At 42.0% G+C, this 26,288-nt stretch carries 16 protein-coding genes, 1 tRNA gene and 3 rRNA genes; 15 read left to right on the forward strand and 5 right to left on the reverse strand.

Annotated features, from left to right (window positions below; genetic code table 11):
* Positions 1-27: 27 nt before the first annotated feature.
* Positions 28-1,431 carry a H(+)/Cl(-) exchange transporter ClcA gene (clcA, locus tag CTN01_RS13110; protein WP_045128344.1) on the reverse strand — a complete coding sequence of 468 codons (1,404 nt, stop codon included), beginning with the start codon at positions 1,429-1,431 and terminating at the stop codon, positions 28-30.
* A gap of 325 nt (positions 1,432-1,756) precedes the next feature.
* Here clcA and hemL point away from each other — a divergent pair, with 325 nt between their 5' ends.
* From hemL to CTN01_RS13185, 15 genes are all read left to right on the forward strand, one after another.
* Positions 1,757-3,067, forward strand: coding sequence for a glutamate-1-semialdehyde 2,1-aminomutase (gene hemL, locus CTN01_RS13115; RefSeq protein WP_045149119.1), 1,311 nt, complete (start codon positions 1,757-1,759; stop codon positions 3,065-3,067).
* Between the two features lie 346 nt (positions 3,068-3,413).
* Entirely contained in the window at positions 3,414-4,499 is a 1,086-nt protein-coding gene (locus tag CTN01_RS13120) for an AI-2E family transporter (protein ID WP_005369736.1), read from the forward strand.
* 145 nt (positions 4,500-4,644) lie between these two features.
* Positions 4,645-5,667 (forward strand): 16S rRNA (guanine(1207)-N(2))-methyltransferase RsmC, encoded by a 1,023-nt coding sequence (gene rsmC / locus CTN01_RS13125; protein ID WP_045149118.1) that lies wholly within the window; start codon positions 4,645-4,647, stop codon positions 5,665-5,667.
* 298 nt (positions 5,668-5,965) lie between these two features.
* Positions 5,966-9,352 (forward strand): response regulator, encoded by a 3,387-nt coding sequence (locus CTN01_RS13130; protein ID WP_045149117.1) that lies wholly within the window; start codon positions 5,966-5,968, stop codon positions 9,350-9,352.
* A 779-nt stretch (positions 9,353-10,131) separates the two neighbouring features.
* The gene (locus CTN01_RS13135) at positions 10,132-11,808 is read left to right on the forward strand and encodes an ABC transporter substrate-binding protein (RefSeq protein WP_005369739.1); all 1,677 of its coding nucleotides are present in this window, start codon (positions 10,132-10,134) and stop codon (positions 11,806-11,808) included.
* Positions 11,809-11,956: 148 nt separating this feature from the next.
* Positions 11,957-12,943: an ABC transporter permease gene (locus CTN01_RS13140; protein WP_045149115.1), complete on the forward strand. Its 987-nt coding sequence runs from the start codon at positions 11,957-11,959 to the stop codon at positions 12,941-12,943.
* 2 nt (positions 12,944-12,945) lie between these two features.
* Positions 12,946-13,989, forward strand: coding sequence for an ABC transporter permease (locus tag CTN01_RS13145; protein WP_045149114.1), 1,044 nt, complete (start codon positions 12,946-12,948; stop codon positions 13,987-13,989).
* Positions 13,989-14,960 (forward strand): ABC transporter ATP-binding protein, encoded by a 972-nt coding sequence (locus CTN01_RS13150; RefSeq protein WP_045130276.1) that lies wholly within the window; start codon positions 13,989-13,991, stop codon positions 14,958-14,960. Before CTN01_RS13145 ends, CTN01_RS13150 begins: the two co-directional genes overlap by 1 nt.
* Positions 14,961-14,990: 30 nt before the next feature.
* A complete protein-coding gene (locus CTN01_RS13155; protein WP_005369743.1) occupies positions 14,991-15,986 on the forward strand; it encodes an ABC transporter ATP-binding protein in 996 nt (331 codons plus the stop codon).
* Positions 15,987-16,096: 110 nt separating this feature from the next.
* The gene (locus tag CTN01_RS13160; protein ID WP_045149112.1) at positions 16,097-17,833 is read left to right on the forward strand and encodes a glycoside hydrolase family 9 protein; all 1,737 of its coding nucleotides are present in this window, start codon (positions 16,097-16,099) and stop codon (positions 17,831-17,833) included.
* Positions 17,826-18,710: a glucosamine kinase nucleotide-binding domain-containing protein gene (locus CTN01_RS13165; protein ID WP_045149111.1), complete on the forward strand. Its 885-nt coding sequence runs from the start codon at positions 17,826-17,828 to the stop codon at positions 18,708-18,710. The genes CTN01_RS13160 and CTN01_RS13165 overlap by 8 nt, the downstream gene beginning before the upstream one ends.
* A 9-nt stretch (positions 18,711-18,719) precedes the next feature.
* On the forward strand, positions 18,720-20,648 hold the full coding sequence (locus CTN01_RS13170; protein ID WP_045128333.1) for a beta-N-acetylhexosaminidase: 1,929 nt from the start codon (positions 18,720-18,722) through the stop codon (positions 20,646-20,648).
* Between the two features lie 41 nt (positions 20,649-20,689).
* Positions 20,690-23,095: a glycoside hydrolase family 94 protein gene (locus CTN01_RS13175; RefSeq protein WP_045185315.1), complete on the forward strand. Its 2,406-nt coding sequence runs from the start codon at positions 20,690-20,692 to the stop codon at positions 23,093-23,095.
* Between the two features lie 62 nt (positions 23,096-23,157).
* A complete protein-coding gene (locus CTN01_RS13180; RefSeq protein ID WP_005369751.1) occupies positions 23,158-24,570 on the forward strand; it encodes a phosphoglucomutase/phosphomannomutase family protein in 1,413 nt (470 codons plus the stop codon).
* A 234-nt stretch (positions 24,571-24,804) separates the two neighbouring features.
* Positions 24,805-25,191 (forward strand): hypothetical protein, encoded by a 387-nt coding sequence (locus tag CTN01_RS13185; protein ID WP_045149110.1) that lies wholly within the window; start codon positions 24,805-24,807, stop codon positions 25,189-25,191.
* A 418-nt stretch (positions 25,192-25,609) separates the two neighbouring features.
* On the opposite strand, the gene CTN01_RS13190 is transcribed toward CTN01_RS13185, so the two are convergent.
* From CTN01_RS13190 to CTN01_RS13205, 4 genes are all read right to left on the reverse strand, one after another.
* Positions 25,610-25,686, reverse strand: a tRNA-Asp gene (locus CTN01_RS13190).
* Between the two features lie 33 nt (positions 25,687-25,719).
* Positions 25,720-25,835, reverse strand: a 5S ribosomal RNA gene (gene rrf, locus CTN01_RS13195).
* Positions 25,836-25,882: 47 nt separating this feature from the next.
* Positions 25,883-25,998: ribosomal RNA gene (rrf, locus tag CTN01_RS13200) — 5S ribosomal RNA — on the reverse strand.
* A 116-nt stretch (positions 25,999-26,114) separates the two neighbouring features.
* Positions 26,115-26,288: ribosomal RNA gene (locus tag CTN01_RS13205) — 23S ribosomal RNA — on the reverse strand; the annotation flags it as partial.

A 26,288-nucleotide genomic window follows, 5' to 3' on the forward strand; every position in this document is an offset into this window, starting at 1 on the left:
TGATTATCCAATACCTGACTATGTTGTTCAAGTATTAGGCTCACTTGTTGGAGAATCATGGCGTAAACGCTCTTTTTTAATTGTTCGGTGTAGCAACTGCGAATAAATCGGTTGTCCGCCTAACATCTGAGCAAGCATAGTCGCACCGAGAGTGGTAACAATCAATGGTAAAATAAGGTGATAGTTGTTGGTCATTTCAATAACCAGCAAAATCCCCGTAATAGGCGCACGTACCGTTGCAGCAAAAAGCGCTCCCATACCAGCGATAGCAAATAGCCCAGGATCAATGCCTAAATCAGGATAAATGCCCTGTGTGATCATGCCATAGAAAGTACCAAACAATGTCCCTAACGCCAACATTGGAGCAAAAATACCGCCAGGTGCACCAGAGCCAAAACACAGTAATGTTGTTGCAATACGCGCAAAAAACAACAGCATTAACATACCTAAACCGTAGTCACCGTTAGTCGCGTGAGGAATAAGGAAAATGCCGCCACCGGTTAACTCAGGAAAATACAACAGAAGTAAACCGAAACAACCACCAATTAATGCGCCAGTGATAAGGTAACGCTTATGCTCATTACGGTGAATTTTAACAAAGCTATCTAACGCAAAAATAATCATCCGATTAAATAGGACACCAAAACCACCAAATAGCATCCCTAACACTAAGAATAACCATAATGATTTCAGTGCCGGAGCATCATATTGCGGCATCGAAATTACGGCTTCTTGACCACGTAACAGACGAAAGACGATATTTGACATTACCGCAGAGATCATTACGCATTTTACCGAAATTAAACTGTAACGAAACTGCGGACGCATCTCCTCAAGTACAAACATGATCCCCGCCATCGGGGCATTAAATGCTGCTGCTAAGCCTCCTGCAGCACCTGCAGCGAGTAAAGAGTGTCGGCCTTCTTTATCTTTTAAACGAAAGATATCAGAGATCATTCGTCCAATATTACCGCCCATTTGCACGGTTGGACCTTCACGCCCCAGCACCATACCCGAGCCTAACGCACCTAAACCACCGAAAAACTTAACTGGGATCACGCGCCACCAGCGAACAGGGCGCATTTCTTCCATCGCCCCCTCAATTTCAGGAATACCAGAACCACCAGCTTCAGGGGCCAAACGACTTGTAAGGTAATAGCCAACAAAAGCGAGCGAGGCACTGACAATGAACGCTGCAAGCCACAGAGGAAGTACACTGGTTATTTCATCACGTAACCACTCTGTCCGCTGATCGGTTACCCAGTTGACACCAATTTCAAACAAGGTTCCGACAAAGCCCGCTAAAATACCGACAAGAGCTGATAAAAATAGAACAGAGACAGGCGTTTTATCACGAGTAAGCAGTTGCCTTACAAAAACGCGAGGTTGAAGATGAGGAGGCATGTGGATCCCATGCGTTTTATCAGTCATTTTTCGGCCGTATTGTTAAAAGATTGCATATAGAATGCAGGAAGGATAAATAAAACTATTGGATTTAGAAGAGTAATCCAAGATGGGCGTTTATTATACTGCTAATGTTGAAAAATAGCTTTCCAACTGTGACTTGTGTTGCAATATTGCTGTAATTAATTGTTCAATACGCTCAAATAACTACCATAAATCGCCCTCCCTAAATTGCATCCTTTTAGGTACAATAGATTAATAACAATCTACACACTTCTCTGGCCTACAATCCCTAGGACAGAAAACTATGTGGATTGGATCTACGCCTGATTATTTTATATAGGATCTCACAATGAGCAAAACGAGCAAATCGGCTGATTTATTTGCCAAAGCAAAACAAAAAATTCCAGGTGGCGTTAATTCTCCAGTGAGAGCGTTCGCTGGTGTTGGTGGCACACCACTCTTTATTGAGCGTGCCGATGGCGCTTATATTTTTGATGCTGATGGCAATGCATACATCGATTTCGTTGGCTCTTGGGGTCCAATGATCTTAGGCCATAACCATGCCGCTATTCGTGATGCAGTGATCGATGCAGCGCAACAAGGTTTAAGTTTTGGTGCGCCAACAGCAATGGAAATCACCATGGCTGATCTTGTATCAAAGCTAGTACCATCGATGGAAATGGTACGCATGGTGAGCTCTGGTACTGAAGCAACCATGAGCGCTATTCGTCTAGCACGCGGGTTTACTGGTCGCGATAAGATCTTAAAATTTGAAGGTTGTTACCATGGCCATGCTGATTGTCTACTTGTTAAAGCAGGCTCTGGCGCATTAACCCTCGGTCAACCAAGCTCGCCTGGTGTACCTGCAGATTTTGCAAAACATACTCTAACAGCAACCTATAACGACCTAGATTCTGTCCGTGAAGCGTTTGCAACTCACCCAGAAGAGATTGCTTGTATTATCGTTGAACCTGTTGCAGGTAACATGAACTGCATTCCGCCTGTACCTGGCTTCCTTGAAGGACTACGCGACATCTGTGATGAATTTGGCGCGCTATTAATTCTTGATGAAGTAATGACAGGCTTCCGCGTATCAGAAGGTGGTGCTCAAGGCTACTACAACATTAAACCAGACCTAACAACACTAGGTAAAATCATCGGCGGCGGTATGCCAGTCGGTGCATTCGGTGGTCGTAGTGAAGTGATGGAATTTGTTGCACCAACAGGTCCTGTCTACCAAGCGGGTACGCTATCAGGCAACCCTGTTGCAATGGCGGCAGGTCACGCGTGTTTAAGCGTGTTAACTGAAGACGGTAATGAAAAACGCCTTGCTAATACCACTAAACGTCTTGCTGATGGCTTTAAAGCATTAGCAGATAAGCACGGTGTTCCACTGGCCGTTAATCAAGTAGGTGCGATGTTTGGCTTCTTCTTTACTGAGCAAGAAACTGTAACGTGCTACGAAGATGTAACAAAATGCGATGTAGAGCGTTTCAAGCGTTTCTTTAATTTAATGCTAGAAAAAGGGGTATATCTTGCACCTTCTGCATATGAAGCATGCTTTACTTCGCTAGCACACACAGATCAAGTCATTGATGCAACACTTGAAGCAGCTGACTTTGCTTTTGCAACGCTTGCACATGAAAACAGCCCTGAATAATTCAGAAAGCTGAAATAAATAATAATAAAAAAGGTCACAATTAGTGACCTTTTTTTATGACATTATTTTAGTATCTAAAACACAGAAATTGTATTTAACTACTGCCGTAGATAAAAGCTAGGTTATTGCCAAAAATATAACGCAAGCAGTACCATGATGACTAAAATAATTAGTGCAATCGGTGGTCTGCGCTTTTTTTTGTCATCACAGCCACAATTACAACATCCCATAAGCCATCTCCGCGATAAAGGGTATAATCGATAAGTTATAGCGACAATGATTATAATGATAATCTTTATCAATAAAAGCAGTAATGAAGACGCTTATTAATTAAAGGAAACATACAGTGCCACAGCCATTTAAAATCGAGCCACGCCATTGGCTCCTTATTATTGCTTTATTTGTTGCTGCATTTGCCAGTTACAAACTCATCGAACCTTATTTAGGGCCGATTGTTCTCGCCTTTATTATTTCATTACTCTTTGCACCGCTACATAAACGTTTATTAGCGTTAATGCCAACCCGTGCAAATACTGCTGCCATGCTATCTTGCTTTGTGCTTACCGTCATTATTGTGATCCCACTACTTGTGGTGTTTTCATCCATTGTTCATCAAGGTACAACCGTTTCTAAAGAAAGCTATCAATGGATCACATCCGGTGGCCCGAAAGAACTATTTGCTCATCCTTACGCTCAAAAAGTATTGTTTTATATTGATAAGTACTCGCCGTTCCATGATTTTGATCCTCAGGTCATCATTCAGAAAATTGCAACCACAGCATCTCAAGTGGGCTCTCAAGCAATAAACATTAGTGCACGTATTCTTGGAGACGCCACTAGCATATTGGTTAACTTTATGATGATGCTATTTGTATTGTTCTTCCTGCTACGTGATAACGACAAGATGATTGCCGCGATCCGCCATGTGATCCCACTATCTCGCAGTCAAGAAGATGCGATTATGGAAGAAGTTGAACAAGTCGCAAAATCTGCCGTACTTGGTTCATTTCTAACCGCCGTTGCGCAAGGTTTAGCCGGTGGTTTTGCAATGTGGCTATGCGGATTCCCAGGGCTGTTCTGGGGCTCAATGATGGCTTTTGCTTCATTAATCCCTGTCGTAGGTACCGCACTTATCTGGCTACCTGCATCTCTATACTTACTGTTAGTCGGTCAATGGGAATGGGCATTATTCTTAGCTGGCTGGGGAGTGCTTGTCGTCGGTTCAATCGATAACGTTGTCCGTCCATTGCTGATGCAAGGCAGTTCAAGCATGAATACCCTACTGATCTTCTTCTCAATCATTGGGGGGATCCAATTATTTGGTTTGATCGGTATGATTTACGGTCCAATCATTTTTGGCGTAACATTAGTGTTGTTTAAAATGTATGAAGTTGAATTTAAAGACTTCTTAGAACAACAAGATTCTAACTAATCCGTCATTACAATGCCGTCTCTATTCTAGGGCGGCATTTTTCTTCTATTCAATCTTCCTCTCTACTGCTGATTTCTTTTCAACGGCACATAATTATGGAACAATTCGCTCCCAAATTTATGATGTCTACATTGAGGCCAGTTACATGTCTTATTGCGCCGCGAGCCAGGTTGTTGCTCGTCAATCTGAGTTTTTTGAAAACCGTAAAGTCCTTATCGCTGGCGAATTAAGTGATACCTTCGCATCAGAGCTATCTCAAACCGCTCAAACGGTATCGGTATTTACCACAAACTATGGCTTCTACTCAGATATCAAACGTTTTAACAATGTAAGTAGTTACTTCGGGGCTGAATTAACAGAAACATTAGATATCGATATGATCCTGCTTTACTGGCCTAAAGCAAAAGCAGAAGCAGATTACTTGTTAACTATGCTACTGAATAAGTTCGGTAAAGGCATTGAAATTTGTATCGTTGGTGAAAACCGCTCAGGGGTTCGCAGTGCAGAAAAACTCTTTGCAGAATATGGCCCACTGACAAAATATGATTCTGCACGTCGCTGCAGTTTTTACTGGGGGCGTTGTGATAACACGCCAAAAGCCTTCAACCTATCAGATTGGTTCCGTAGTTATCCTATCGATATTGCAGGCGTACAACTTACTGTGCGCTCATTACCTGGCGTATTTAGCCACGGTGAGTTTGATAAAGGCTCAGAATTACTGCTTAACAATCTACCTAAATTACACGGTAAAGTATTAGATTTTGGCTGTGGTGCTGGTGTGATTGGCGCGGTGATGAAAGCTAAATACCAGACTATTGATTTAGAGCTGTGTGATATCAGTGCGCTAGCCATTGAATCGGCAAAAGAAACATTTAAGGTCAATAACCTTGAAGCGAGCAAGTTCACTGCTACCGATGTCTATAAGACGTTAACGGGCCCTTACCAGTTCTTGATCAGCAACCCACCGTTCCATGCGGGGTTAAAAACGTTTTATGCCGCAACTGAGCTATTTATCAATGATGCACCACAATACCTTAGCCATAATGGTCAACTCGTCATTGTAGCCAACAGCTTCTTACAATATCCGCCATTAATTGAAGCAAGCCTTGGTGAGTGCAATATTACGGCTAAAACAAACAAATTTAATATTTACGCCGCAACCAAATAACCGTTAATTTATTTTAACGGAACATTTATCTAAAGAGGGACATTATTGTCCCTTTTTTATAATTAAAACTCCGTCAAAACCGTTAATTCTGTGTTTTACAACACGCTTCATTATCGCTGTGCTTGATCACTTTAAATAAGTCAGTATAAGCAGTATTATATTAATATATATGGACTTAGTGATTTCTAACGAACGGAAAAATTGTCAAAAACGTTACTTTTAAAACGTTTTATAATTTAACGTTAGTCTCTGACCCTCAATCCAAATCGAACGATAATCATTTTATTCAGGCACCGGAATGCAGAATACTAAACGATTTAAACGTCTCCAGCATACGTTAATGCTGGCTTTTATTGTTCTTAGCATCACACCTTTGGTTTTATCTGCCTTATATTTTCTTAACTCTCATACCAAAGATCTTGCTGAACAAAGCATCAATCACTTAGCTTCTTTACGTGATAATAAGCAAAAGCAACTTTATAGCTTTTTCGCAGCCAAAGAATCCGAGGTGAAGAGTTTCGCTCGCTCTGAATTATCGAATAACAGTGGCGGTCGTTTTTATGGCTTAGTCGGTGCTTACCATCAACTCGGTGATATAGAGCAGCAACTTGCATCTCAAGGGCATGCTAATTATTTTTCGCAAACCCTCACCAAAAAAAATGAATCCCATAATAAAACGACTTATGTAGGACATGAGCGCTATCGTTTGATGTATAAGCGCTACAACGCTGTTTATAAAGAGTATTTAAAACGCTCTGACTTCAAAGATATCATGTTAGTTGATCGTTCAGGAAACGTGGTTTACTCCGTTCACAATCACCAGTTATTTGGCGTCAATTTACTTACCAACGCCCAAGCATCGCCAGCTTTAAAACAAACCTTTGAAGCGATTACTGAAAAAACCAAACAAAGTCAGGCTAAACCAGATCAGGTACCGGTTACTTTTACCGATTTTAGTCAATCCACAAACACCGACGACACAACCGCATGGTTCGCCGCACCGATCATTCAGCAAGGCTACTTGCACAGTTATGTCTTTATGGAGTTAAGTAATAAGGCGATTTCTGAACTTATTCAAGATCTTGGTAATAATGCGAACTACGTTCAAACCTTATTGATTGGTCAAGATCACAAACTGCGTTTCTCTGCAGAAACAGGGGTTCCCACAACGTTAAAAAGTGAAAGTATCAGTGAAGCACTGGCTGGCAAATCAGGTGTAGGTAGCTTTAAAAACTACGATAACATTTCAGTACTTAGTGCCTTTTCACCACTCGATATCCTTAACAATAAATGGGCACTAGTCGTTGAACTACCAGAAAAAGAAGCCTTTGCTCGTATTACTGAATTAGAAAAAATATTCGGTGTAGCAATGATCACCGCTATTATTTTGGTGATCTTTGCTTCTCACTTATTGTCTAATTCAATTACAGCACCTTTACTGCGGTTAACTTGGGCGGCAGAAAAAGCCTCTGGCGGCGATTTAGACCAAGTCATCGAAGGCACTGAGCGTAGTGATGAAATTGGTCGCCTTGCGATAAGCTTTTCACGTATGCAGCGCTCTATTCGCGAAAAAATAGGTTTAATTAAAACTCAAAATGACGAGTTAGAACAAAGCCTTAAAATTATCAAGCAGAAAAACAATGAACTACAGACGGCAGATAAACTTAAAGATGAGTTCCTTGCAACCACATCCCATGAGTTACGCACCCCACTTCATGGTATGGTCGGGATTGCAGAATCTTTACTTGCTGGAGCGAATGGACCCGTAAAAGATTCTCAACGTCGTCAGTTAGAAATGATCATCAACAGTGGACAACGTTTAACTAACCTTGTTGATGATCTGCTGGATTACCACAAAATGCGTTATGGTGATTTAGACATTCATCGCCATGCGATTGATCTGTCTGCAGCAGTGAGATTAGTACTGGAGCTTTCTAGTCATTTGCTTGGTAACAAACCGGTAAGGATCATTAATCAAATTCCAGCAAATTTGCCACTCGTTGATGCTGATGAACAACGTTTAGAACAAGTTCTTTACAACCTTGTTGGTAACGCGATTAAGTACACATCTGAAGGTAAGATCATTATCTCTGCCACAGTATTAGAACAGCAATTACGTGTACAAGTCGTCGATACGGGGCAAGGTATTCCAAGTGAACAGTTAGAGCATATTTTTGAACCCCTCATTCAAGCAAACTCAAATTCGGCAAACTACCGACAAGGGGCTGGTCTAGGTTTATCGATTAGTCGTCAACTTATTGAATTAATGGGCGGACGCTTATATGTAAGTAGTCAGCCTATGATTGGCACTACTTTTAGCTTTACCTTAAACCTTGCAACCAATGAGCAGATCAATGCGATATCTAATGACTCTATACTCCAGCACTTCCAAGTACCGTCGCTAGACTCTAGAAGTTGTGAAAGCACCAATTTACCTGAAAACCCTGAAGGTGATCTTATTCTTGTAGTGGATGATGAGCCCGTAAACCTTCAGATTTTAAATAATTTCCTACGGCTTGCTGGCTATCGAGTAAAAACAGCGGAGAGCGGTCATCAGGCATTAGATATTGTGCAGCAACAACGTCCAGATCTGATCTTACTCGATATTATGATGCCGGAGATGAGTGGTTACGAAGTCTGTACCCTATTAAGAAAGCAGTACTCTATTTTTGAATTACCAATAATGATGTTGTCTGCACTTGGACAAATTCAAGATCGCATTAAAGGCTTTGAGTGTGGGGCTAATGACTACTTAACTAAACCTTTTAATAAAGAAGAGTTAATTGCTCGTATTCAAGCTTATCTACAAGCCAGTAAGACTGAACATGAAAAGCAAAAGAACCAAAGCTTACAACAAGAGATCCATCGTCGAGAGCAAGTAGAAATCAGCTTAATTGAAGCTCAAAGCCGCTTGCTAGGGCTTCTTGACTCGACCAATGAAGCGATTATCTGTGTACAAAGTGAAGGTCGTATTCGCTATGTTAATAGTGCCGCTGGTAAGTTATTTAAACGCTCACCAGAGCAACTAGAGCGCCATACCATTTCGGATATTATCGCTACAGAGCTACCGATAAGTATCAACGACAGCCACCATTACAATGGTAAGTTGAGCTTCATTATTAATGATGAGATCCAAACATTATCAACCGACATTATTAACCTTCCTGAAGAATCAGGACTTAAACAAATGTTTGTTTTTGATAACCAAGGTCCTTCGGCAGATCATCGTATAGGCTTACTAGAAAATGCTGTTGATATGTTGTCAGAGTTTGCTTTTAACGGCGACAAGAATAACTTACAACAACTCAGAGAGCTTGGTGGTGAATTCACACGCTTGGCTGATAAGCTGGATGGTAGCGGACAAAATAAAGGGGATCTTATTCGTCAACTTATGGTTGAGTCGATGACGATGACGCTTTCATTATGGGAAAATGACGCTAAGAAAACCAAATTTGAATTAGCTGAGGAAAGTGGATTATGGCGAGTGTATCTTGATCGCAGCACCTTACAAACTCGTACCCTCGATAAATATCTACATATCGATACGTTACCTAAAACCCCACGTTGGCGAACAGTGATCAACACAATGGATTACGTATTAGAGCGTTGTACTCAAACCACAGTAGAGCGTCAACATGTTGTAGCAATGCGAGACAAACTGCACCATACAATTAGTACCAGCTGATTAAGTTTATTAAATACTAAATATCAAGGCTCTTACGGGAGCCTTTTTTATGCCTGTAAGATACAAATGTGAAAACTAGTCCCCTTATTACTTCTTTAGCATTACATCCATAAGCAAATATTCACGTCAGATGAGCCTCATCTAGCACCATAACTATGTGGTCTTTTTTATTATGATTCACCCGATGAAACTGTTTTTTTTAATAAAAAAATATCGCATTAAAAGCCATAAAATGACATGAATCACACTCTATTTTCTGACTATTTTTAAAGCAATTTTAGCTAAATTAGGTTCTTAACGATAGAAAAGGTAATTAGTTTTTGTTTATGAGAAGCGAATCACAACAAACATTGACGATAAATTTTACACACAGAAATAATGCCTTAAAAAACTCTTATTACATAGACAACACCAAAAAAAACCAAATTAAAGCAAATTAAAGCAAACAAAAACAATCACTTAATCCGCCCGTGCTTTTTAGTATGATTTCGTTAACATAAGAAATAAATGTGATGTAACACACAGTTAACATCTACCTATCGATAACAACAAAAACAGAAATTAACGTTTTTGACGTTGTCATTAGTTATTTTGACGATTTTGACGAGAAGCCTGATTGACGATTTATCTATTACAGCGAATATTTAAACCACTGAGAGCTTACAAGGCCATTCACCGGTTCAGCGTTACTCAGTTCCGATGAAGTAAGTTCAAGGGCTCCAATGATGGAGCAATTTAATTTCCATTAAGTGAAACAGAGCTAAGAGTAAGGAACAGCTATGCTTGCCAATATTAACAAAACTAAGTTAGCACTTGCCGTTGTTGCAGCAGCAACCGCTTTTACAGCACCAGTAGTATCTGCAGCAGAAAAAAGTGAACTAACAGTCGTACCAAATTTCTACCCTACAATGGTACGCAACTTTAACCCGTACCTATCGACAAACCTACACACTACAAGTGACTTCGTTTACGAGCCATTGGTTGTTTTCAACCAAATGAAAGGTAATGAGCCAGTTATGCGTTTGGCGAAAGACTACTACATGTCTGACGACCTAATGCAAGTTACGTTCGAAATCCGTGATGGTGTTAAGTGGTCTGACGGTAAAGCGTTTTCTGCTGATGATGTAGTTTATTCTTTTGATCTAATTAAAAAGAACCCAGAACTAGATCAACGTGGTATCAACAAGTGGGTTAAATCAGTTAAGCAAGACGGTAACAAGGTTATCTTCGATCTAACTGAAGCGAACTCGAACGTTCCTTTCGAAATTTCTTTCGTACCAGTAGTGCCTAAACACATCTGGAGCAAAGTTGAAAATCCATCAACTTTCACTAACGAAAACCCAGTAGGTACAGGTCCGTTTACTGAGATTGATACATTTACTCCTCAGCTATACGTTCAATGTCGTAACCCTAACTACTGGGATAACGACAACCTAGAAGTTGACTGTCTACGTGTTCCTCAGATCGCGAACAACGATCAGTTGCTAACGAAGATCATCAACTCAGAGCTAGATTGGACTTCATCGTTCATTCCTGACATCGATAGCACTTACGCTGCGGCGAACCCAAATCACAAATACTGGTACCCAGCAGCAGGTACTCAGTCATTCATGTTGAACTTCAAGTCGCCAAAAGCGGGTAACAAAGAAGCAATCAACAACGTTGATTTCCGTCGTGCGTTCTCAATGGCTATCGACCGTCAAACAATCATCGATATCGCATTCTACGGTGCGGGTACTCCGAACGATTACGCATCGGGCCTAGGTGATGGTTTCAAAACTTGGTCTGATGAAGCTGTACACAACAAGTACAAAGCATTTAACACATACAATGTGAAAGGTGCTAAAGAACTTCTAGCGAAAGCTGGCTTTAAAGATACTGATGGCGACGGTTTTGTAGAATCACCAACAGGCAAGAAGATCGAACTTACAGTTCAATCTCCAAACGGTTGGACTGACTTCAACAATACTGTACAGCTAGGTGTAGAGCAGCTTCAAGAAGCAGGTATTAACGCGAAAGCAAGTACACCTGACTTCGCTGTTTACAACGAAGCAATGCTAAACGGTACTTACGATGTAGCTTACACAAACTACTTCAACGGTGCTGATCCTTACCTATACTGGGATAGCGCATACAACTCACGCTACCAGTCTGGTGATGGCATGCCTCGTTTTGCAATGCACTTCTTCAAGAATGCAGAGCTAGACTCGCTATTAGACAGCTTCTATAAGACTGCTGATAAAGGTGAGCAAACTAAGATTGCTCATAGCATCCAGAAAATCATCGCTGAAAACCAAGTTACGGTTCCAGTAATGTCTGGTGCGAACAACTTCCAATACAACGAAACTCGCTTCACTGGTTGGTGGAATGAGAAGAACCCTCAAGGCCGTCCAATGGTATGGGCAGGTGTTCCTGAGCGTCTACTTCAAGTACTGGATCTAAAACCAAAAGCATAATATCTGCTTAATATTTGCGGTGCACACCTTGTGCACCGCCTCTTCCCCTAAATCCTTTCTTCTATAAAAGGTATGGCGCCTTGCGTCAGGGGGTTTTACGTCCTGAATTCAGCTCAGGAAGGCAAGCTGGATGTGTAAGGTGTGAGTTATGGGATTTTTTCTACGTCGTTTATCGTTTTATTTTATCGCGCTAATTTTCGCGGCAACGCTAAACTTTATTCTTCCGCGTGCGATGCCTGGTGACCCAGTTACCATGATGTTCGCCAACGCAACTGCGCAGGTAACCCCTGAGCGTATTGCTGCAATGCAAAAGCTATTAGGCTTTGTTGATGGCCCTTGGTATGAGCAATATTTCACGTATCTATCTAATGTATTTACTTGGAACCTAGGTACCTCAATCAAATTTTATCCACTATCAGTTAATGAACTGTTAGGCGGTGCCATCGGTTGGTCACTATTTTTAGCAGGCTCTGCTGTAATCCTTTCTTTTTGTATTGGTTCGGTCTTAGGTATTTTCGCTGCATGGAAACGTGGCAGTACTTATGATGCTTTCATTTCTCCAGGTATGTTGGTTATTCAAGCGGTTCCACCAGTTGTAATCGCAATGCTTGTGATGTTCACCTTTGCGATCGGCTTGCGTTGGTTCCCTACAGGCAATGCATATACTCCGGGCGTTATTCCTGACTGGTCAAGTTGGGCTTTCTACAAAGACGTACTTTACCACGCAGCACTGCCACTATTCTGTGCCACAGTCATTCAAATCGGCGGTTTCTTGATCAATATGCGTAATAACATGATCAACCTGCTAAACGAAGATTACATCACTATGGCAAAAGGTAAGGGTTTAAGTGAAAACCGTGTGGTATTTAACTACGCAGCACGTAACGCAATGCTACCAAGTGTAACGGCACTTTCTATGGCATTGGGTATGGCTATCGGTGGTCAGCTAATTGTTGAAATCATCTTTAACTACCCAGGCCTTGGCACAGTAATGCTTAATGCTATTCACTCTCGTGACTACCAAGTTCTTCAGGGACAATTACTGATTATGACCATGTTCATGCTGTTCTTTAACTTCATGGCCGACATCCTGATCGTTGTGCTAGACCCTCGCCTACGTAAAGGAGGCAAATAATTATGAAAGCCTTATTTAAATTATTATCTAGTAACCCTAAGGCAATGTTTGGCCTTAGTATCATCACTATATTTGTTCTAGCGGCTATTTTTGCTCCATTGATTACCCAGTACTCACCAGACAAACGAACAGGTAAACCTCACGAATACCCTGCGTTTGTAGTAAAAGCAGCACAAGAAAACCCTGACGGTTGGATCGCTGAAAACTTAGCTGATAACAAACGCCGCATGCTCATGTCAAAAGATGCAGAGCATGTATTGGGTACATCTCGTATGGGCCGTGATATTTGGTCTCAGTTAGTATATGGCGCACGTACTTCACTTGCGGTAGGTTTTGGTGCAGGTTTAATGGTGTGTTTCCTAGCAACCATCATTGGTATCTCAGCAGGTTACTTCGGCGGTAAAGTCGATGAAATATTAACTGCGGCAATGAATATCATGCTAGTTATGCCACAACTACCCTTACTGTTTGTTATCGCGGCATTTATCGGTCAAGCAGGCCCCCTAACAATAGCAGTAGTTATCGCCATGACTTCCTGGGCATGGGGCGCACGTGTTGTTCGAGCGCAAACCTTATCGCTGCGTGAAAAAGAATTTGTAAAAGCGGCGGAAGTCTTAGGTGAATCCTCATGGCGTATTATCTTTGTTGAGATTCTACCGAACCTAATCTCAATCGTTGGTGCAAGCTTCATCGGCTCGGTAATGCTTGCCATCATGACTGAAGCAACACTGTCATTCTTAGGCTTAGGCGACCCGAACTCTGTAAGCTGGGGTGTAATGCTGTACAACGTTCAAACATCATCTTCAATGCTGGTTGGCGCTTGGTGGGAGCTATTAGCACCATGTATTGCACTAACATTAATTGCTATCGGTCTTGCGATGCTTAACTTTGCTGTCGATGAAATTGCCAACCCGCAGTTACGTTCACACAAAGGCATGCGCCGCTGGAAAAACTTAGCAAAAGAAAATGCTAAGAATGCAAAAGAAGAAAAAGAAGCAAACGCTGTGGACACTCCTCAGCCAGCCCTACAAGGGGGAGATAAATAATGACCAATCCACAAATCTCAATTCGTAACTTGTGTGTTGATTACATTACAGATGCCGGTGATGTTCGCGCAGTAAATAATGTCAGCTTTGACATTGGTAAAGGTGAGATATTCGGTCTTGCAGGTGAATCAGGCTGTGGTAAATCCACTGTTGCCTTCTCACTGATGCGTCTGCATAAGCCGCCAGCATTCATTACCGGTGGTGAAGTAATTTTTGAAGGCCATGGTGACATTTTAAAGAAATCGGATATGGCAATGTCAGCCTTCCGTTGGAGCGAAATGTCGATGGTGTTCCAAAGTGCGATGAACGCTTTGAACCCTGTATTAACCATGGAAGAGCAATTTTGTGACGTAATCATGCGCCACACTAATATGTCTCGTCAGCAAGCGGTTCGTCGTGCAGAAGGACTATTAGAAATCGTTGATATCCACCCTAGCCGTTTACGTGACTACCCTCACCAGTTCTCTGGTGGTATGCGTCAACGTTTGGTTATCGCGATTGCTCTTGCGCTAAATCCTAAGATGATCATCATGGATGAGCCAACAACAGCCCTTGATGTTGTGGTTCAACGTGAAATTCTACAAAAGATTTATGCATTAAAAGAAGAGTTTGGTTTCTCAATCCTATTCATCACCCATGACTTGTCATTAATGGTCGAGTTCTCTGACCGTATCGGCATCATGTATTCAGGTGAATTAATTGAAGTTGCCCCTTCTAAGCAAATTCTAGAAACACCGTTCCACCCATATACTGAGGGCTTGGGTAGCTCATTCCCTCCTCTGACTGGTCCAAAAACAAAGTTAACAGGTATTCCTGGTAACCCATTGAACTTACTAGAAGTACCACAAGGTTGTCGTTTCCAAGCACGTTGTAGCAAAACAACCGATGCTTGTTTTAAAACACCAACCCAACTGACACAAATTGAACCAGGACGTTTATCAAACTGCCACCTATTCACTAAACGTGGTTAATAAAATAATAGGCAGTATTTAGGAGGCATTATGAGCAAACCTGTCGGAAATCCAATTATTGAAGGTAAAAATCTAATTAAAGATTTTTCCGTTAACAGTAATTCATTAAAGAAATCAAAGATGCGTGCAATCAACGACGTATCTTTCAAAATGTACAAAAGTCGTGGTCTTTCTGTTGTTGGTGAATCCGGTTCTGGTAAGTCAACGACTGCGAAAATGATTGCAAAAATGTACGCGCCAACAGATGGCACAATTGAATATTTTGGTCGTGATATTCAGTCAATCACTAAACATGATGACTTAATGAATTACCGCCAAGGTGTACAAATGGTATGGCAAGACCCATTCGGTTCTTTAAACCCTACTCATACTATTTTTCACCATATTGCTCGTCCGTTACTGATCCACAACAAAGTGAAGTCAGGCAATAAAAAAGAGCTAGAAGAGACGGTTTACAACCTACTTGAACAGGTTGGCTTGATCCCGCCAAAAGAGACTGCTGCGAAGTTCCCCCACCAGCTGTCTGGCGGTCAACGCCAACGTGTTAACTTAGCGCGTAACATTGCTGTAGGTGCTGAAGTCGTACTTGCTGATGAACCAACATCAATGCTCGATGTTTCTATCCGTGCAGGTGTACTAAACCTGATGGAAGAAATGAAATTTGAACGTGAGATGGCATTGCTGTACATCACCCACGATATCGCAACAGCACGTTACATTGCTGAAGATCTAGCGGTTATGTACGTTGGTCACATGGTTGAATGGGGCGATACGGAAGAGATCATTCACGATCCACAACACCCGTATACCCAGTTACTTGTGTCAGCAGTTCCAGATCCAAGTAAGTCTATTCATGAAAAACTAAAAGGTAATAAAGGCGAAATCCCACTATGGACACCAGAAAGTGCTGGTTGCCCATTTGCAGGTCGCTGTACTCACGTTACCGATAAGTGCCGTGAAAAACTACCTGGTGTGACTCAGTTATCTGACAACCACTTTGTACGTTGTTACTTATACGAAAATTAATAATAGCTCGTTACTAAAAACGACTTATCTGCGTTATTGGTCGCCTTAGCTGTTAAATGGTGGTTTCACAATGCTGAAACCACCTTTATTTGGCGACACTAGGAGGATCCATGCAGCTGTTAACTAACCATCTGGGCTATGAGCGCTTCAACGTAAAACATGCTTTATTGCAAACCAACTCTCAGACCTTAACCGGTACTGCGGAACTTGTTTGTAACCAGACGAACACCACTATCATGCAGCTGCCATTACATGCCTATGACAACATAGCACAATGGCATACCGGTAATATTTACCTTATTGATTTCTCTTCTTGCCAACAACTTGGTGAGTTCCGTATTCGCTACGCAAACAGCGAATCAACTGTTTTTACCATTGCTGAAGGTGTGTTAATGCAACAAACCTTTAGTGATGTTCTTCACTACTTTAAATCTCAACGTTGCAGCGGTATTTTCGATCAAGCTGATAAAAATGCCGTTGTACTCAATTCAGATAAAACCGTAGACGTTCACGGTGGTTGGTATGATGCATCAGGCGATGTGAGCAAATACCTAAGCCACTTATCTTTTAGTAATTTCTTAAATCCACAACAGACCCCAATGATTGTGTGGAACATGCTAAAAGCCTATGAAGAGTTAGATCAGCAAGACGATATTGCAGACTTTACTCGTGTACGTTTACTTGAAGAAGCCACTTTCGGTGCCGATTTCTTACTGCGCATGCAACACGCGCAGGGCTATTTCTATATGACGGTATTCGACAAATGGAGCAAATCCCCGCAACAACGTGACATTTGTGCTTATTCAACTCAAGAAGGCATCAAGTCAGACGATTATCAAGCCGGCTTCCGTCAAGGTGGTGGAGTTACCATTGCAGCATTAGCAGCGCTTTCTCGTATTGCTCAACTAGAATCAAGCACTCGCTTAGGGGCTTTTACTGGCATCGAGACCGAGCGATACCTTCAAGCGGCTGAACTTGGCTATTGGCATTTAAAACAACACAATACTGAATACTTAAATGATAGTACGGAAAATATTATTGATGAGTATTGTGCCTTATTAGCCGCCGTTGAGTTATTCCGTAGTACTTCCCAAGATCGCTATTTAGTTGAAATGCGAGAGTGGGCTACACGTTTGGCTAAGCGTCAAATGTCAGATGAGAATATTGAATATTTCTGGTCTGCGACTGAAAATGGGGAACGTCCTTATTTCCATGCCGCTGAAGCTGGCCTTCCTGCCATTGCTCTGATGCAATATTTAAGTGCAGAAACGGATTCCAATTTCAAAAAGCCAATTGAACAAGTGCTATGTAACGCGCTTAATTTTGAGTTAGCGATTACAAAAGAAGTGAATAACCCATTTCACTACCCTCGCCAATACACAAAAGCTGTCGATGGTGAAAAGAAAACGGCTTTCTTTGTTGCCCATAACAATGAGTCAGGTTACTGGTGGCAAGGCGAAAATGCACGTCTCGCGTCATTAGCAACCATGGCTTTTATGGCACAAGACTATGTTCAAGACTCAACTCTGCGCCAAGGCTTAATGCAATTTGGTCAACGCTCACTTGACTGGATAGTTGGTTTGAACCCGTATGACATGTGTATGTTAGATGGTCATGGTCATAATAACCCAAATTACTTACCTCACTTAGGATTCAGTAACGCCAAAGGCGGTGTTTGTAACGGCATCACATCTGGCTTTGAAAACGAAGAAGACATCGCATTCAACCCTAATGGTCAAAAAGACGATATGCTGCAAAACTGGCGCTGGGGTGAACAATGGATCCCACATGGTGGCTGGTACTTACTTGCAATTACGATGCAATTTAAGGAGCGTTGCCATGGCTGATATTCGTTACTTAGTGGGCGTTGACGGCGGTGGTACATCTTGCCGTGCACGCATCTGTGATCTCGATGGTAATACTTTAGGTGAAGCAAAAACGGGTAGTGCGAATATTCTATTAGGCAGTAGCATTGCTATGGCATCGATCAATGATGCGATAGCAACTGCGGCCAGCCAAGCAAATCTTAATAATAGCCATTTTCGTTATATGTCAGTAGGCCTAGCACTCGCAGGCGCTGAACAACAAGAGGCTTGGTATAACTTCATGAAACAGCCTCACCCTTACGGTGCCATAACATTAAATACCGATGCGTATGGTGCTTGTTTAGGTGCTTGGGGAGGTAAAGATGGCGCGATATTAATTGCTGGTACTGGCTCTTGTGGGATCTTATTAAAAGATGGTCAACAGCATGTGGTTGGCGGTCGTGAATTCCCGATTTCAGATCAAGGCGGCGGTGCTGTTATGGGGCTGCGTTTGATCCAACAAGTACTATTAAGTGTTGATGGTATTGTTGAACAAACACCACTTGCTCGTTCAGTACTCGAATATTTTAATCATGATATCGACAATATCGTATTGTGGTCAAAAGCAGCGCGTCCTTGTGATTATGGTCAATTTTCACCGAGCATTTTTGCCCATGCAGCACAAGGCGATAAACTCGCGATAAATATGCTATCGCAAACAGCGCGCGATATAGAAATGTGGATGAATGCATTAGTTATGCGTGGCGCTGACAAAATTTGCCTCATGGGCAGCATTGCAGAACGTATTCATGCATGGTTAGTACCACCTATGCAGCAACGTATAGCAACACCACAAGGTGATGCTATGGATGGCGCGATTGCTATGGCACGTAGTAATCACGATTTATATAAGCTTTAAGGGGGAATGATGAGTTACCGCCTTGATTTAACTGTCATCGATAAAAAAGAAAACGAATCTCGTTTTGCATTAAGCTTACATAATTTAACCGATACTCCACTACAAAATTGGTCATTACACTTTTTGTTTAATCGTTTCGTTAGAGCCGAGACGTTAAGCAAGGGTACTATCAGCCAAACGGGGAGTTACTGTACATTAACAGCAACGGACAATTTGCCTGCAAATGGTCTTTTTTATACCGAATTCACGGTCGGTACTGCACCATTTACGCTTTATAACGACGGTATTCTAGATGCATTTATCTCATTAGCATCGACAGCTGAATACATTAAGCCATTAAAAGTCGACATCAGTACTATCAATCTCGATCAACCTGCTGTTGAGCGCTATAACACACCGCTACCAGTAGAAGCGGCTGATATTGCTTTGATCCCTAAACCTAACAAGATAACGCAATTACAAGGCTCTTTTCATATAAACCAACATACTGCAATTTCAACACCACCCACATTAGCGCAAGGTGCAGTAAATTGGTTACAAGCAGAGCTCAATACCTTATTAAATGAAAACGTATCGGTTAATCAGCAAGGCAACATTCATTATGCTGTAAATAAAGATCTTGTAGATGAAGGTTATCGCTTACTAATTGAAAACGATAACGTCTGGATCCAAGCCAATTCAGCATCTGGTTTTGTCTATGCGACTTCAAGTTTACTTCAATTAATACCAAGTAAACCCTCGCATCAAGCTGATAGCACCTACCAGCTCCCAATGGTAGATATTAATGATAAACCGCATTTTGGCTATCGCGGTATGATGCTCGATTGTGGTCGCCACTTTCACCCTGTTGAGCGTATAAAGCACCTTATTGATCAACTAGCACGCTACAAATTTAATACTTTTCATTGGCATTTAACCGATGATGAAGGCTGGCGCGTTGAAATTGATGCATACCCTGAACTCACTCGTATCGGTGCTTGGCGTGGTCCAAATGAAGTGATCGCTCCTCAATTTAGCCATATTGCTCAGCGCTATGGTGGATTTTATTCAAAACAAGAAATTCGTGATGTCATTGCGTATGCCGCTGATCGTGGGATCATGATCATTCCTGAGATTGATATCCCAGGCCACTGTCGTGCCGCTATTTTATCACTCCCTGATTTGTTGATTGATCCAGATGATAAATCTGTCTATCGCAGCATTCAAAACTATAGCGATAACATCTTATCGCCTGCACTAAAAGGCACTTACAGCTTTATTAGCAATGTACTTTCTGAAATTTGCGATCTATTCCCCGCACCTTTCGTTCATATTGGTGCAGATGAAGTCCCTGTTGGTGTTTGGACTGATAGTCCCGCTTGCCAAAAATTCATGGCAGAGCATGACTATAGCGATCCCAAAGAGCTACAAGGACACCTATTACGTTTTGCCGAAGAAGTACTAGAAGGTAAAGGTAAGCGCATGATGGGTTGGGAAGAAGCAACCCATGGTGAGAAGGTCAGTAAAAATACCATCATCTTCTCATGGCAAAGTGAACAGGCTGGATTGGAATGTATCCAAAAAGGCTACGACATTGTGATGCAACCAGCACAAGCGACGTACTTAGATTTAGCTCAAGGTTACTCGGCAGATGAAGCAGGTGTTGATTGGGCTGGAAAGCTACCCCTCGATAAAGTTTACAATTATTACCCACTCAGTGATCTATCCGAGGAAAACTCTGAGCGGAAGCACATTTTAGGCATTCAAACCGCCCTTTGGTCAGAATTAGTAAATAACCAAAGCCGATTTGAATATATGATTTACCCTCGCTTACTGGCAGTCTCGGAGATTTGCTGGAGCGACCCTAAACATCGTAACTGGGATGACTTCAAAGCACGTTTAAAAGGTCAACTTAGCTACCTGGACAAGGCCGGTATTAATTACCGCCACTGTGAATAACCACGCACAGTAGAGTGACATTTTTTAAGGATTAAAAAGCAATGAAATACGGTTATTTTGACAACGACAACAGAGAATATGTTATCACTCGTCCTGATGTCCCAGCACCATGGACAAATTACTTAGGTACAGAGAAATTCTGTACAGTAATTTCACAAAACGCAGGTGGTTACTCATTCTACAAATCTCCAGAGTACAATCGCGTAACGAAATTCCGTCCTAACGCGACATTTGATCGCCCAGGACACTACGTATACCTTCGTGATGATGTGACAGGCGATTACTGGTCAATCTCATGGCAACCAGTAGCAAAAAGCCTAGATGAAGCATCGTATGAAGTGCGTCATGGTCTGTCTTACTCTAAGTTTAAGTGTGACTACAATGGCATTGAAGCAACTAAAACATTATTCGTACCAAAAGGCGAAGATGCTGAAGTTTGGGATGTTGTAATTAAAAATACGACAGATGAAGTGCGCACCATTAGTGCATTCTCATTTGTTGAGTTCTCTTTCAGCCACATTCAATCTGATAACCAAAACCACCAGATGAGCCTGTACTCAGCTGGTACATCTTATGAAGATGGCGTGATTGAATATGATCTTTACTACAACACCAATGAGAAAGAAGGTTTCTACTACCTAGCTTCTACATTTGATCCTGATAGCTATGATGGTCAACGTGACACTTTCCTTGGTGCTTACCGTGATGAAGCTAATCCTATTGCGGTTGAAAAAGGACGTTGTTCTAACCACGTACAAACCTGTTACAACCACTGTGGCTCACTACACAAGCAATTCACTATCCAACCGGGTGAAGAAGTACGCTTTAGCTACATCCTAGGTGTCGGTAAAAACGAAGGTCAACGCCTACGTCAAAAATACCAAGATGTCGCTGCCGTCGATGCTGCATTTGCTGAAATTAAAGAACACTGGAACAGCCGTTGTAACAAGTTCAAGGTGACATCACCGAACGAAGGTCTAGATACCATGATCAACGCTTGGACTCTATACCAAGCTGAAACATGTGTGGTTTGGTCACGCTTCGCATCATTTATCGAAGTGGGTGGTCGTACAGGTCTTGGTTACCGTGATACCGCACAAGATGCAATCTCTGTTCCTCACTCAAACCCAGAGATGACACGCAAGCGTCTTGTTGACTTACTACGTGGTCAAGTTAAAGCAGGTTACGGCCTACACCTATTTGATCCAGATTGGTTCGATCCAGACATGGCTGATGTTGAGCCATCAAAATCACCAACAGTTGTTCCGACCCCAAGTGATGCAGATAAGATCCACGGTATCGAAGATACCTGTTCTGATGACCACCTATGGCTAGTACCAACAATCTGTAAGTACGTAACAGAAACAGGTGAAGAGAGCTTCATTGACGAAGTGATCCCATACGCTGACGGCGGTGATGCATCTGTTTATGACCACATGAAAGCCGCACTCGATTTCTCAGCGGAATATGTAGGTCGCACCGGTATCTGTAAAGGTCTTCGTGCAGACTGGAATGACTGTCTAAACCTTGGTGGCGGTGAGTCAGCAATGGTGTCATTCCTTCACTTCTGGGCATTACAAGAATTCATCGAGCTTGCTAAGCATCAAGGTAAAGACGCAGATGTTGCTAAATACACTGAAATGGCAGCAAACGTGCGTGAAGCGTGTGAAAAACACCTTTGGGATGACGAAGGTGGCTGGTACATCCGTGGTCTAACTAAAGACGGTGACAAGATCGGTACGGCGCAACAGACTGAAGGTCGTATTCACTTAGAGTCAAATACCCTAGCTGTGCTTTCTGGTATGGCATCGCAAGATCGTGGTGAGAAAGCAATGGATGCCGTTGATGAAAACCTATTCTCTGAATACGGTCTACACCTAAATGCTCCATCATTCGCAACCCCTAATGATGATATCGGTTTCGTTACGCGCGTATATCAAGGCGTGAAAGAAAACGGTGCAATCTTCTCACATCCAAACCCATGGGCATGGGTGGCTGAAGCGAAACTAGGTCGTGGTGATCGTGCAATGAAGTTCTACGATGCACTTAACCCATACAACCAAAACGACATCATTGAAAAACGTATTGCAGAACCTTACTCATACGTTCAGTTCATCATGGGACGTGATCACCAAGATCACGGTCGTGCAAACCACCCATGGTTAACAGGTACATCTGGTTGGGCATATTTTGCCGTGACTAACTTTATCCTAGGTGTACAAACAGGCTTTGCAGGTCTAACTGTTAATCCTTGTATTCCAACAAGCTGGCCTGGTTTTGAAGTGACTCGTGAATGGCGTGGCGCGACTTACAACATTAAAGTTGAAAACCCAAATGGTGTAAGTAAAGGCGTTAAATCTATAACGCTAAACGGTGAAACAGTCGAAGGCGCAATCGCTCCTCAAGCTGAAGGCACAACCAATACTGTTACAGTTGTAATGGGCTAAAACGGTTAGGGAGGTGAATTCACCTCCCTCTTTTTATTTGAGAGAGAAATAGGAGTTCCTCCATGATTCAGTTTGGAACAGGTGGATGGCGTGCCTTCATTGGTGAAGAGTTTACTCAAGCAAATGTACGCTTAGTGGCTCAGGCTCTTGCTAACATCATGATCAAAGAGTCAGTAACTGAAAATGGTTTCATTATTGGTTACGACCGTCGTTTTCTATCCGATAAAGCCGCAACGTGGTTTGCTGAAGTTTTAGCGGGTAACAACATAAAATGTAGTTTCATCGATAAGTTCGTACCAACACCTGTAGTGATGTTTAAAGCTAAACAAACAGGTGCGACATATTCAGCTTGTATTACTGCGTCTCACAATCCAGCCGATTACAACGGCATCAAAGTCTTCATTGAAGGCGGTCGTGATGCTGATGAAATCATTACTAAAAAGATTGAACAACAAATCGCAGTGTTAACCGATGCGGATGTTAAACGTGTTGATTTTGAACAAGCACAAAACGATAAGTTAGTTGAAATCATCAATCCAATGAACGAGTTTGTTGATTCAATTATTGATTTCATCGATATGGAAGCGATTAAAAAAGCAAACCTTCGCGTTCTTATCGATCCTATGTTTGGGGTGGCAAAAAATGCACTACAAACGGTACTAATCAGTGCTCGCTGTGATGTTGACGTGATCAACGACAGTGAAAACCCAGGATTTGGTGGTTTAATGCCATCTCCGAGTGCTGCAACACTTTACCGTTTAAAGCACCTTGTCGCTCACGAAGGTTATGACATAGGTATTGGTACTGATGGTGATGCTGATCGTTTAGGTATTATTGATGAGAAAGGTAACTTTATTCACCCGAATGAAGTACTACTTCTACTTTATTACTACATGCTTGAATATAAAGGCTGGAAAGGATCGGTAGTACGTAATATCGCAACCACCCACCTTTTAGATAAGGTCGCAGAAGCTTATGGTGAGAAATCATTTGAAGTACCGGTAGGCTTTAAGCACATTAGCTCACAAATGGAAGCTGATGATTCTCTCATTGGTGGAGAAAGCTCAGGTGGTTTAACAATCCGTGGTCATATCAAAGGTAAAGATGGTGTATTCGCATCAAGCTTACTGGTCGAAATGATCAGCGTGACAGGTAAGAAGTTGTCTGAATTACTTGGTGAGATCTATGGACGCTTTGGCTATGCCTACACAGCAGAAGGCGATTGTACCTTTAAACCTGCTGAACGTGAGCGTCTGTACAACAAGATCTATGTAGAAAAAGCATTGCCTGATTTTGACTATGAAATCGAAAAAGTAAGCTATGCCGATGGCGCTAAAGTTTACTTTAAAAATGGCGGTTGGGCGATTGCACGCTTCTCAGGTACTGAGCCATTACTCCGTATCTTTGTTGAAATGGAAGATCAACCGCAAGCAGAAGCAGTACTTGCTCAATTAAAAGCGTTCCTTTCTGTTTAAAAAACATAGCTGTTGTTTTAGCAGATCACATCGCTGATCTTTGCTAGAGGGTAACTTTTCAGTTACCCTTTTCTTTTGTCATTCCCTTTTCTTCCATATAAAAATTTGATATCCAGCCCATTTACAGTAATAACCCCATCTAAAAATAAAAATAGATAGCCCAATCACATAAAAATATCGATTTTGGGTCCATGATTATTAGGCGTTAAATTTATCGCAATCAAGGAAATCGGTATGAAAAAGATTATCTTTAGTGTCATCACTATTCTTTTAGCCATACTTTTCACCGAACATTTCCACTCATTTACAGTGGGTTTTAGCCTTGCCATTGTCGCTGTAGGAATAAGCTATTTCATTGCTTATCAGGCAATTCGCCAACCTCAATATGTCATGAGCTACCTTGTACTTGCTGTAATTACAAAATTAGTTATCACTATCAGTGGCGTTATTTGGGTCTTTTCTAACAACGTTATTCATTCACCAATCACTTTCTTAGTGGCTTATACGGTTTTTTCAGCTCTCATTACCTACCTAGCATCACGTTACCGTGCATATCGTCGTGATCGTAGTGATAATCAACAAAAGGAGATATTACATACAGGTCTCTATGAAGAAATTTAAGGCATAACATTGAAATAAGAGCAAGGAGGTAAATATAACCAACAACGATAGTATTACCAACGCTCAAAGCTTCACTTATTAAAGCTCAGATAAAGTAGGAAAGGAGGTATCACATCATCTTAACTATTTTCAATGACAATTAAGTAAAACCAAAGCCCTGTGAATTCAAGCAGGGCTTTTTCATGAATAGGAAGTAATATTTACTATAGACGAAAAAAAAGCCCCGCTATGACTAGCGAGGCTTCTTAAAAAGTGGTGGTTCGGACGGGATTCGAACCCGAAACCTCCGGTCTGACAGACAGCTAAACTCTCCAATAAAGAGGCTAACCAACTGAACTGCCAACTCACTCAAATACATTTAACTCATTTATTCCAAATGTAAAAAAGCCCCAGTCTTTCGACTAGGGCTTAATGTAAGTGGCGGAGCGGACGGGACTCGAACCCGCGACCCCCGGCGTGACAGGCCGGTATTCTAACCAACTGAACTACCGCTCCGCAGCGTGTCTATTCAGCATAATGCAATTTAGAACTTAGCAATGTCCTACTCTCACATGGGGAGACCCCACACTACCATCGGCGCTACAACATTTCACTTCTGAGTTCGGCATGGGATCAGGTGGTTCTGCTGCGCTATGGTTACTAAGTAAATTCTTTACTGTTCTCGTTATAATAACAAAAACTAAAATTTAAAGCCTGGCGATGTCCTACTCTCACATGGGGAGACCCCACACTACCATCGGCGCTATTACGTTTCACTACTGAGTTCGGCATGGGATCAGGTGGGTCCATAACGCTATGGTCGCCAAGCAAATTCGGTTTTATTTATTGTCATCGACAATAAATAGCAATCTGGGAAAATCTAACTAGTGTTCTCTACACGTTCAAGTGTACTTGGAGTCCGTATAAAACCCCTTGGGTGTTGTATGGTTAAGCCTCACGGGCAATTAGTATCGGTTAGCTCAATGCCTCACAGCACTTACACACCCGACCTATCAACGTTGTAGTCTTCAACAACCCTTTAGAGACCTTAAAGGTCTAGGGATGACTCATCTTGAGGCTCGCTTCCCGCTTAGATGCTTTCAGCGGTTATCGATTCC

Source organism: Photobacterium angustum (assembly GCF_003026365.1).
Taxonomy (GTDB): Bacteria; Pseudomonadota; Gammaproteobacteria; order Enterobacterales; family Vibrionaceae; genus Photobacterium; species Photobacterium angustum.

What these genes read in the sequence shown, in the direction of transcription:
- CTN01_RS13180 (WP_005369751.1), top strand. Translation starts at nt 23,158, where the DNA reads ATGATTCAGTTTGGAACAGGTGGATGGCGTGCCTTCATTGGTGAAGAG.
- clcA (WP_045128344.1), bottom strand. Translation starts at nt 1,431, where the DNA reads ATGACTGATAAAACGCATGGGATCCACATGCCTCCTCATCTTCAACCT.
- CTN01_RS13130 (WP_045149117.1), top strand. Translation starts at nt 5,966, where the DNA reads ATGCAGAATACTAAACGATTTAAACGTCTCCAGCATACGTTAATGCTG.
- CTN01_RS13185 (WP_045149110.1), top strand. Translation starts at nt 24,805, where the DNA reads ATGAAAAAGATTATCTTTAGTGTCATCACTATTCTTTTAGCCATACTT.
- hemL (WP_045149119.1), top strand. Translation starts at nt 1,757, where the DNA reads ATGAGCAAAACGAGCAAATCGGCTGATTTATTTGCCAAAGCAAAACAA.
- CTN01_RS13165 (WP_045149111.1), top strand. Translation starts at nt 17,826, where the DNA reads ATGGCTGATATTCGTTACTTAGTGGGCGTTGACGGCGGTGGTACATCT.
- CTN01_RS13160 (WP_045149112.1), top strand. Translation starts at nt 16,097, where the DNA reads ATGCAGCTGTTAACTAACCATCTGGGCTATGAGCGCTTCAACGTAAAA.
- CTN01_RS13170 (WP_045128333.1), top strand. Translation starts at nt 18,720, where the DNA reads ATGAGTTACCGCCTTGATTTAACTGTCATCGATAAAAAAGAAAACGAA.
- CTN01_RS13140 (WP_045149115.1), top strand. Translation starts at nt 11,957, where the DNA reads ATGGGATTTTTTCTACGTCGTTTATCGTTTTATTTTATCGCGCTAATT.
- CTN01_RS13135 (WP_005369739.1), top strand. Translation starts at nt 10,132, where the DNA reads ATGCTTGCCAATATTAACAAAACTAAGTTAGCACTTGCCGTTGTTGCA.
- rsmC (WP_045149118.1), top strand. Translation starts at nt 4,645, where the DNA reads ATGTCTTATTGCGCCGCGAGCCAGGTTGTTGCTCGTCAATCTGAGTTT.
- CTN01_RS13155 (WP_005369743.1), top strand. Translation starts at nt 14,991, where the DNA reads ATGAGCAAACCTGTCGGAAATCCAATTATTGAAGGTAAAAATCTAATT.
- CTN01_RS13145 (WP_045149114.1), top strand. Translation starts at nt 12,946, where the DNA reads ATGAAAGCCTTATTTAAATTATTATCTAGTAACCCTAAGGCAATGTTT.
- CTN01_RS13175 (WP_045185315.1), top strand. Translation starts at nt 20,690, where the DNA reads ATGAAATACGGTTATTTTGACAACGACAACAGAGAATATGTTATCACT.
- CTN01_RS13150 (WP_045130276.1), top strand. Translation starts at nt 13,989, where the DNA reads ATGACCAATCCACAAATCTCAATTCGTAACTTGTGTGTTGATTACATT.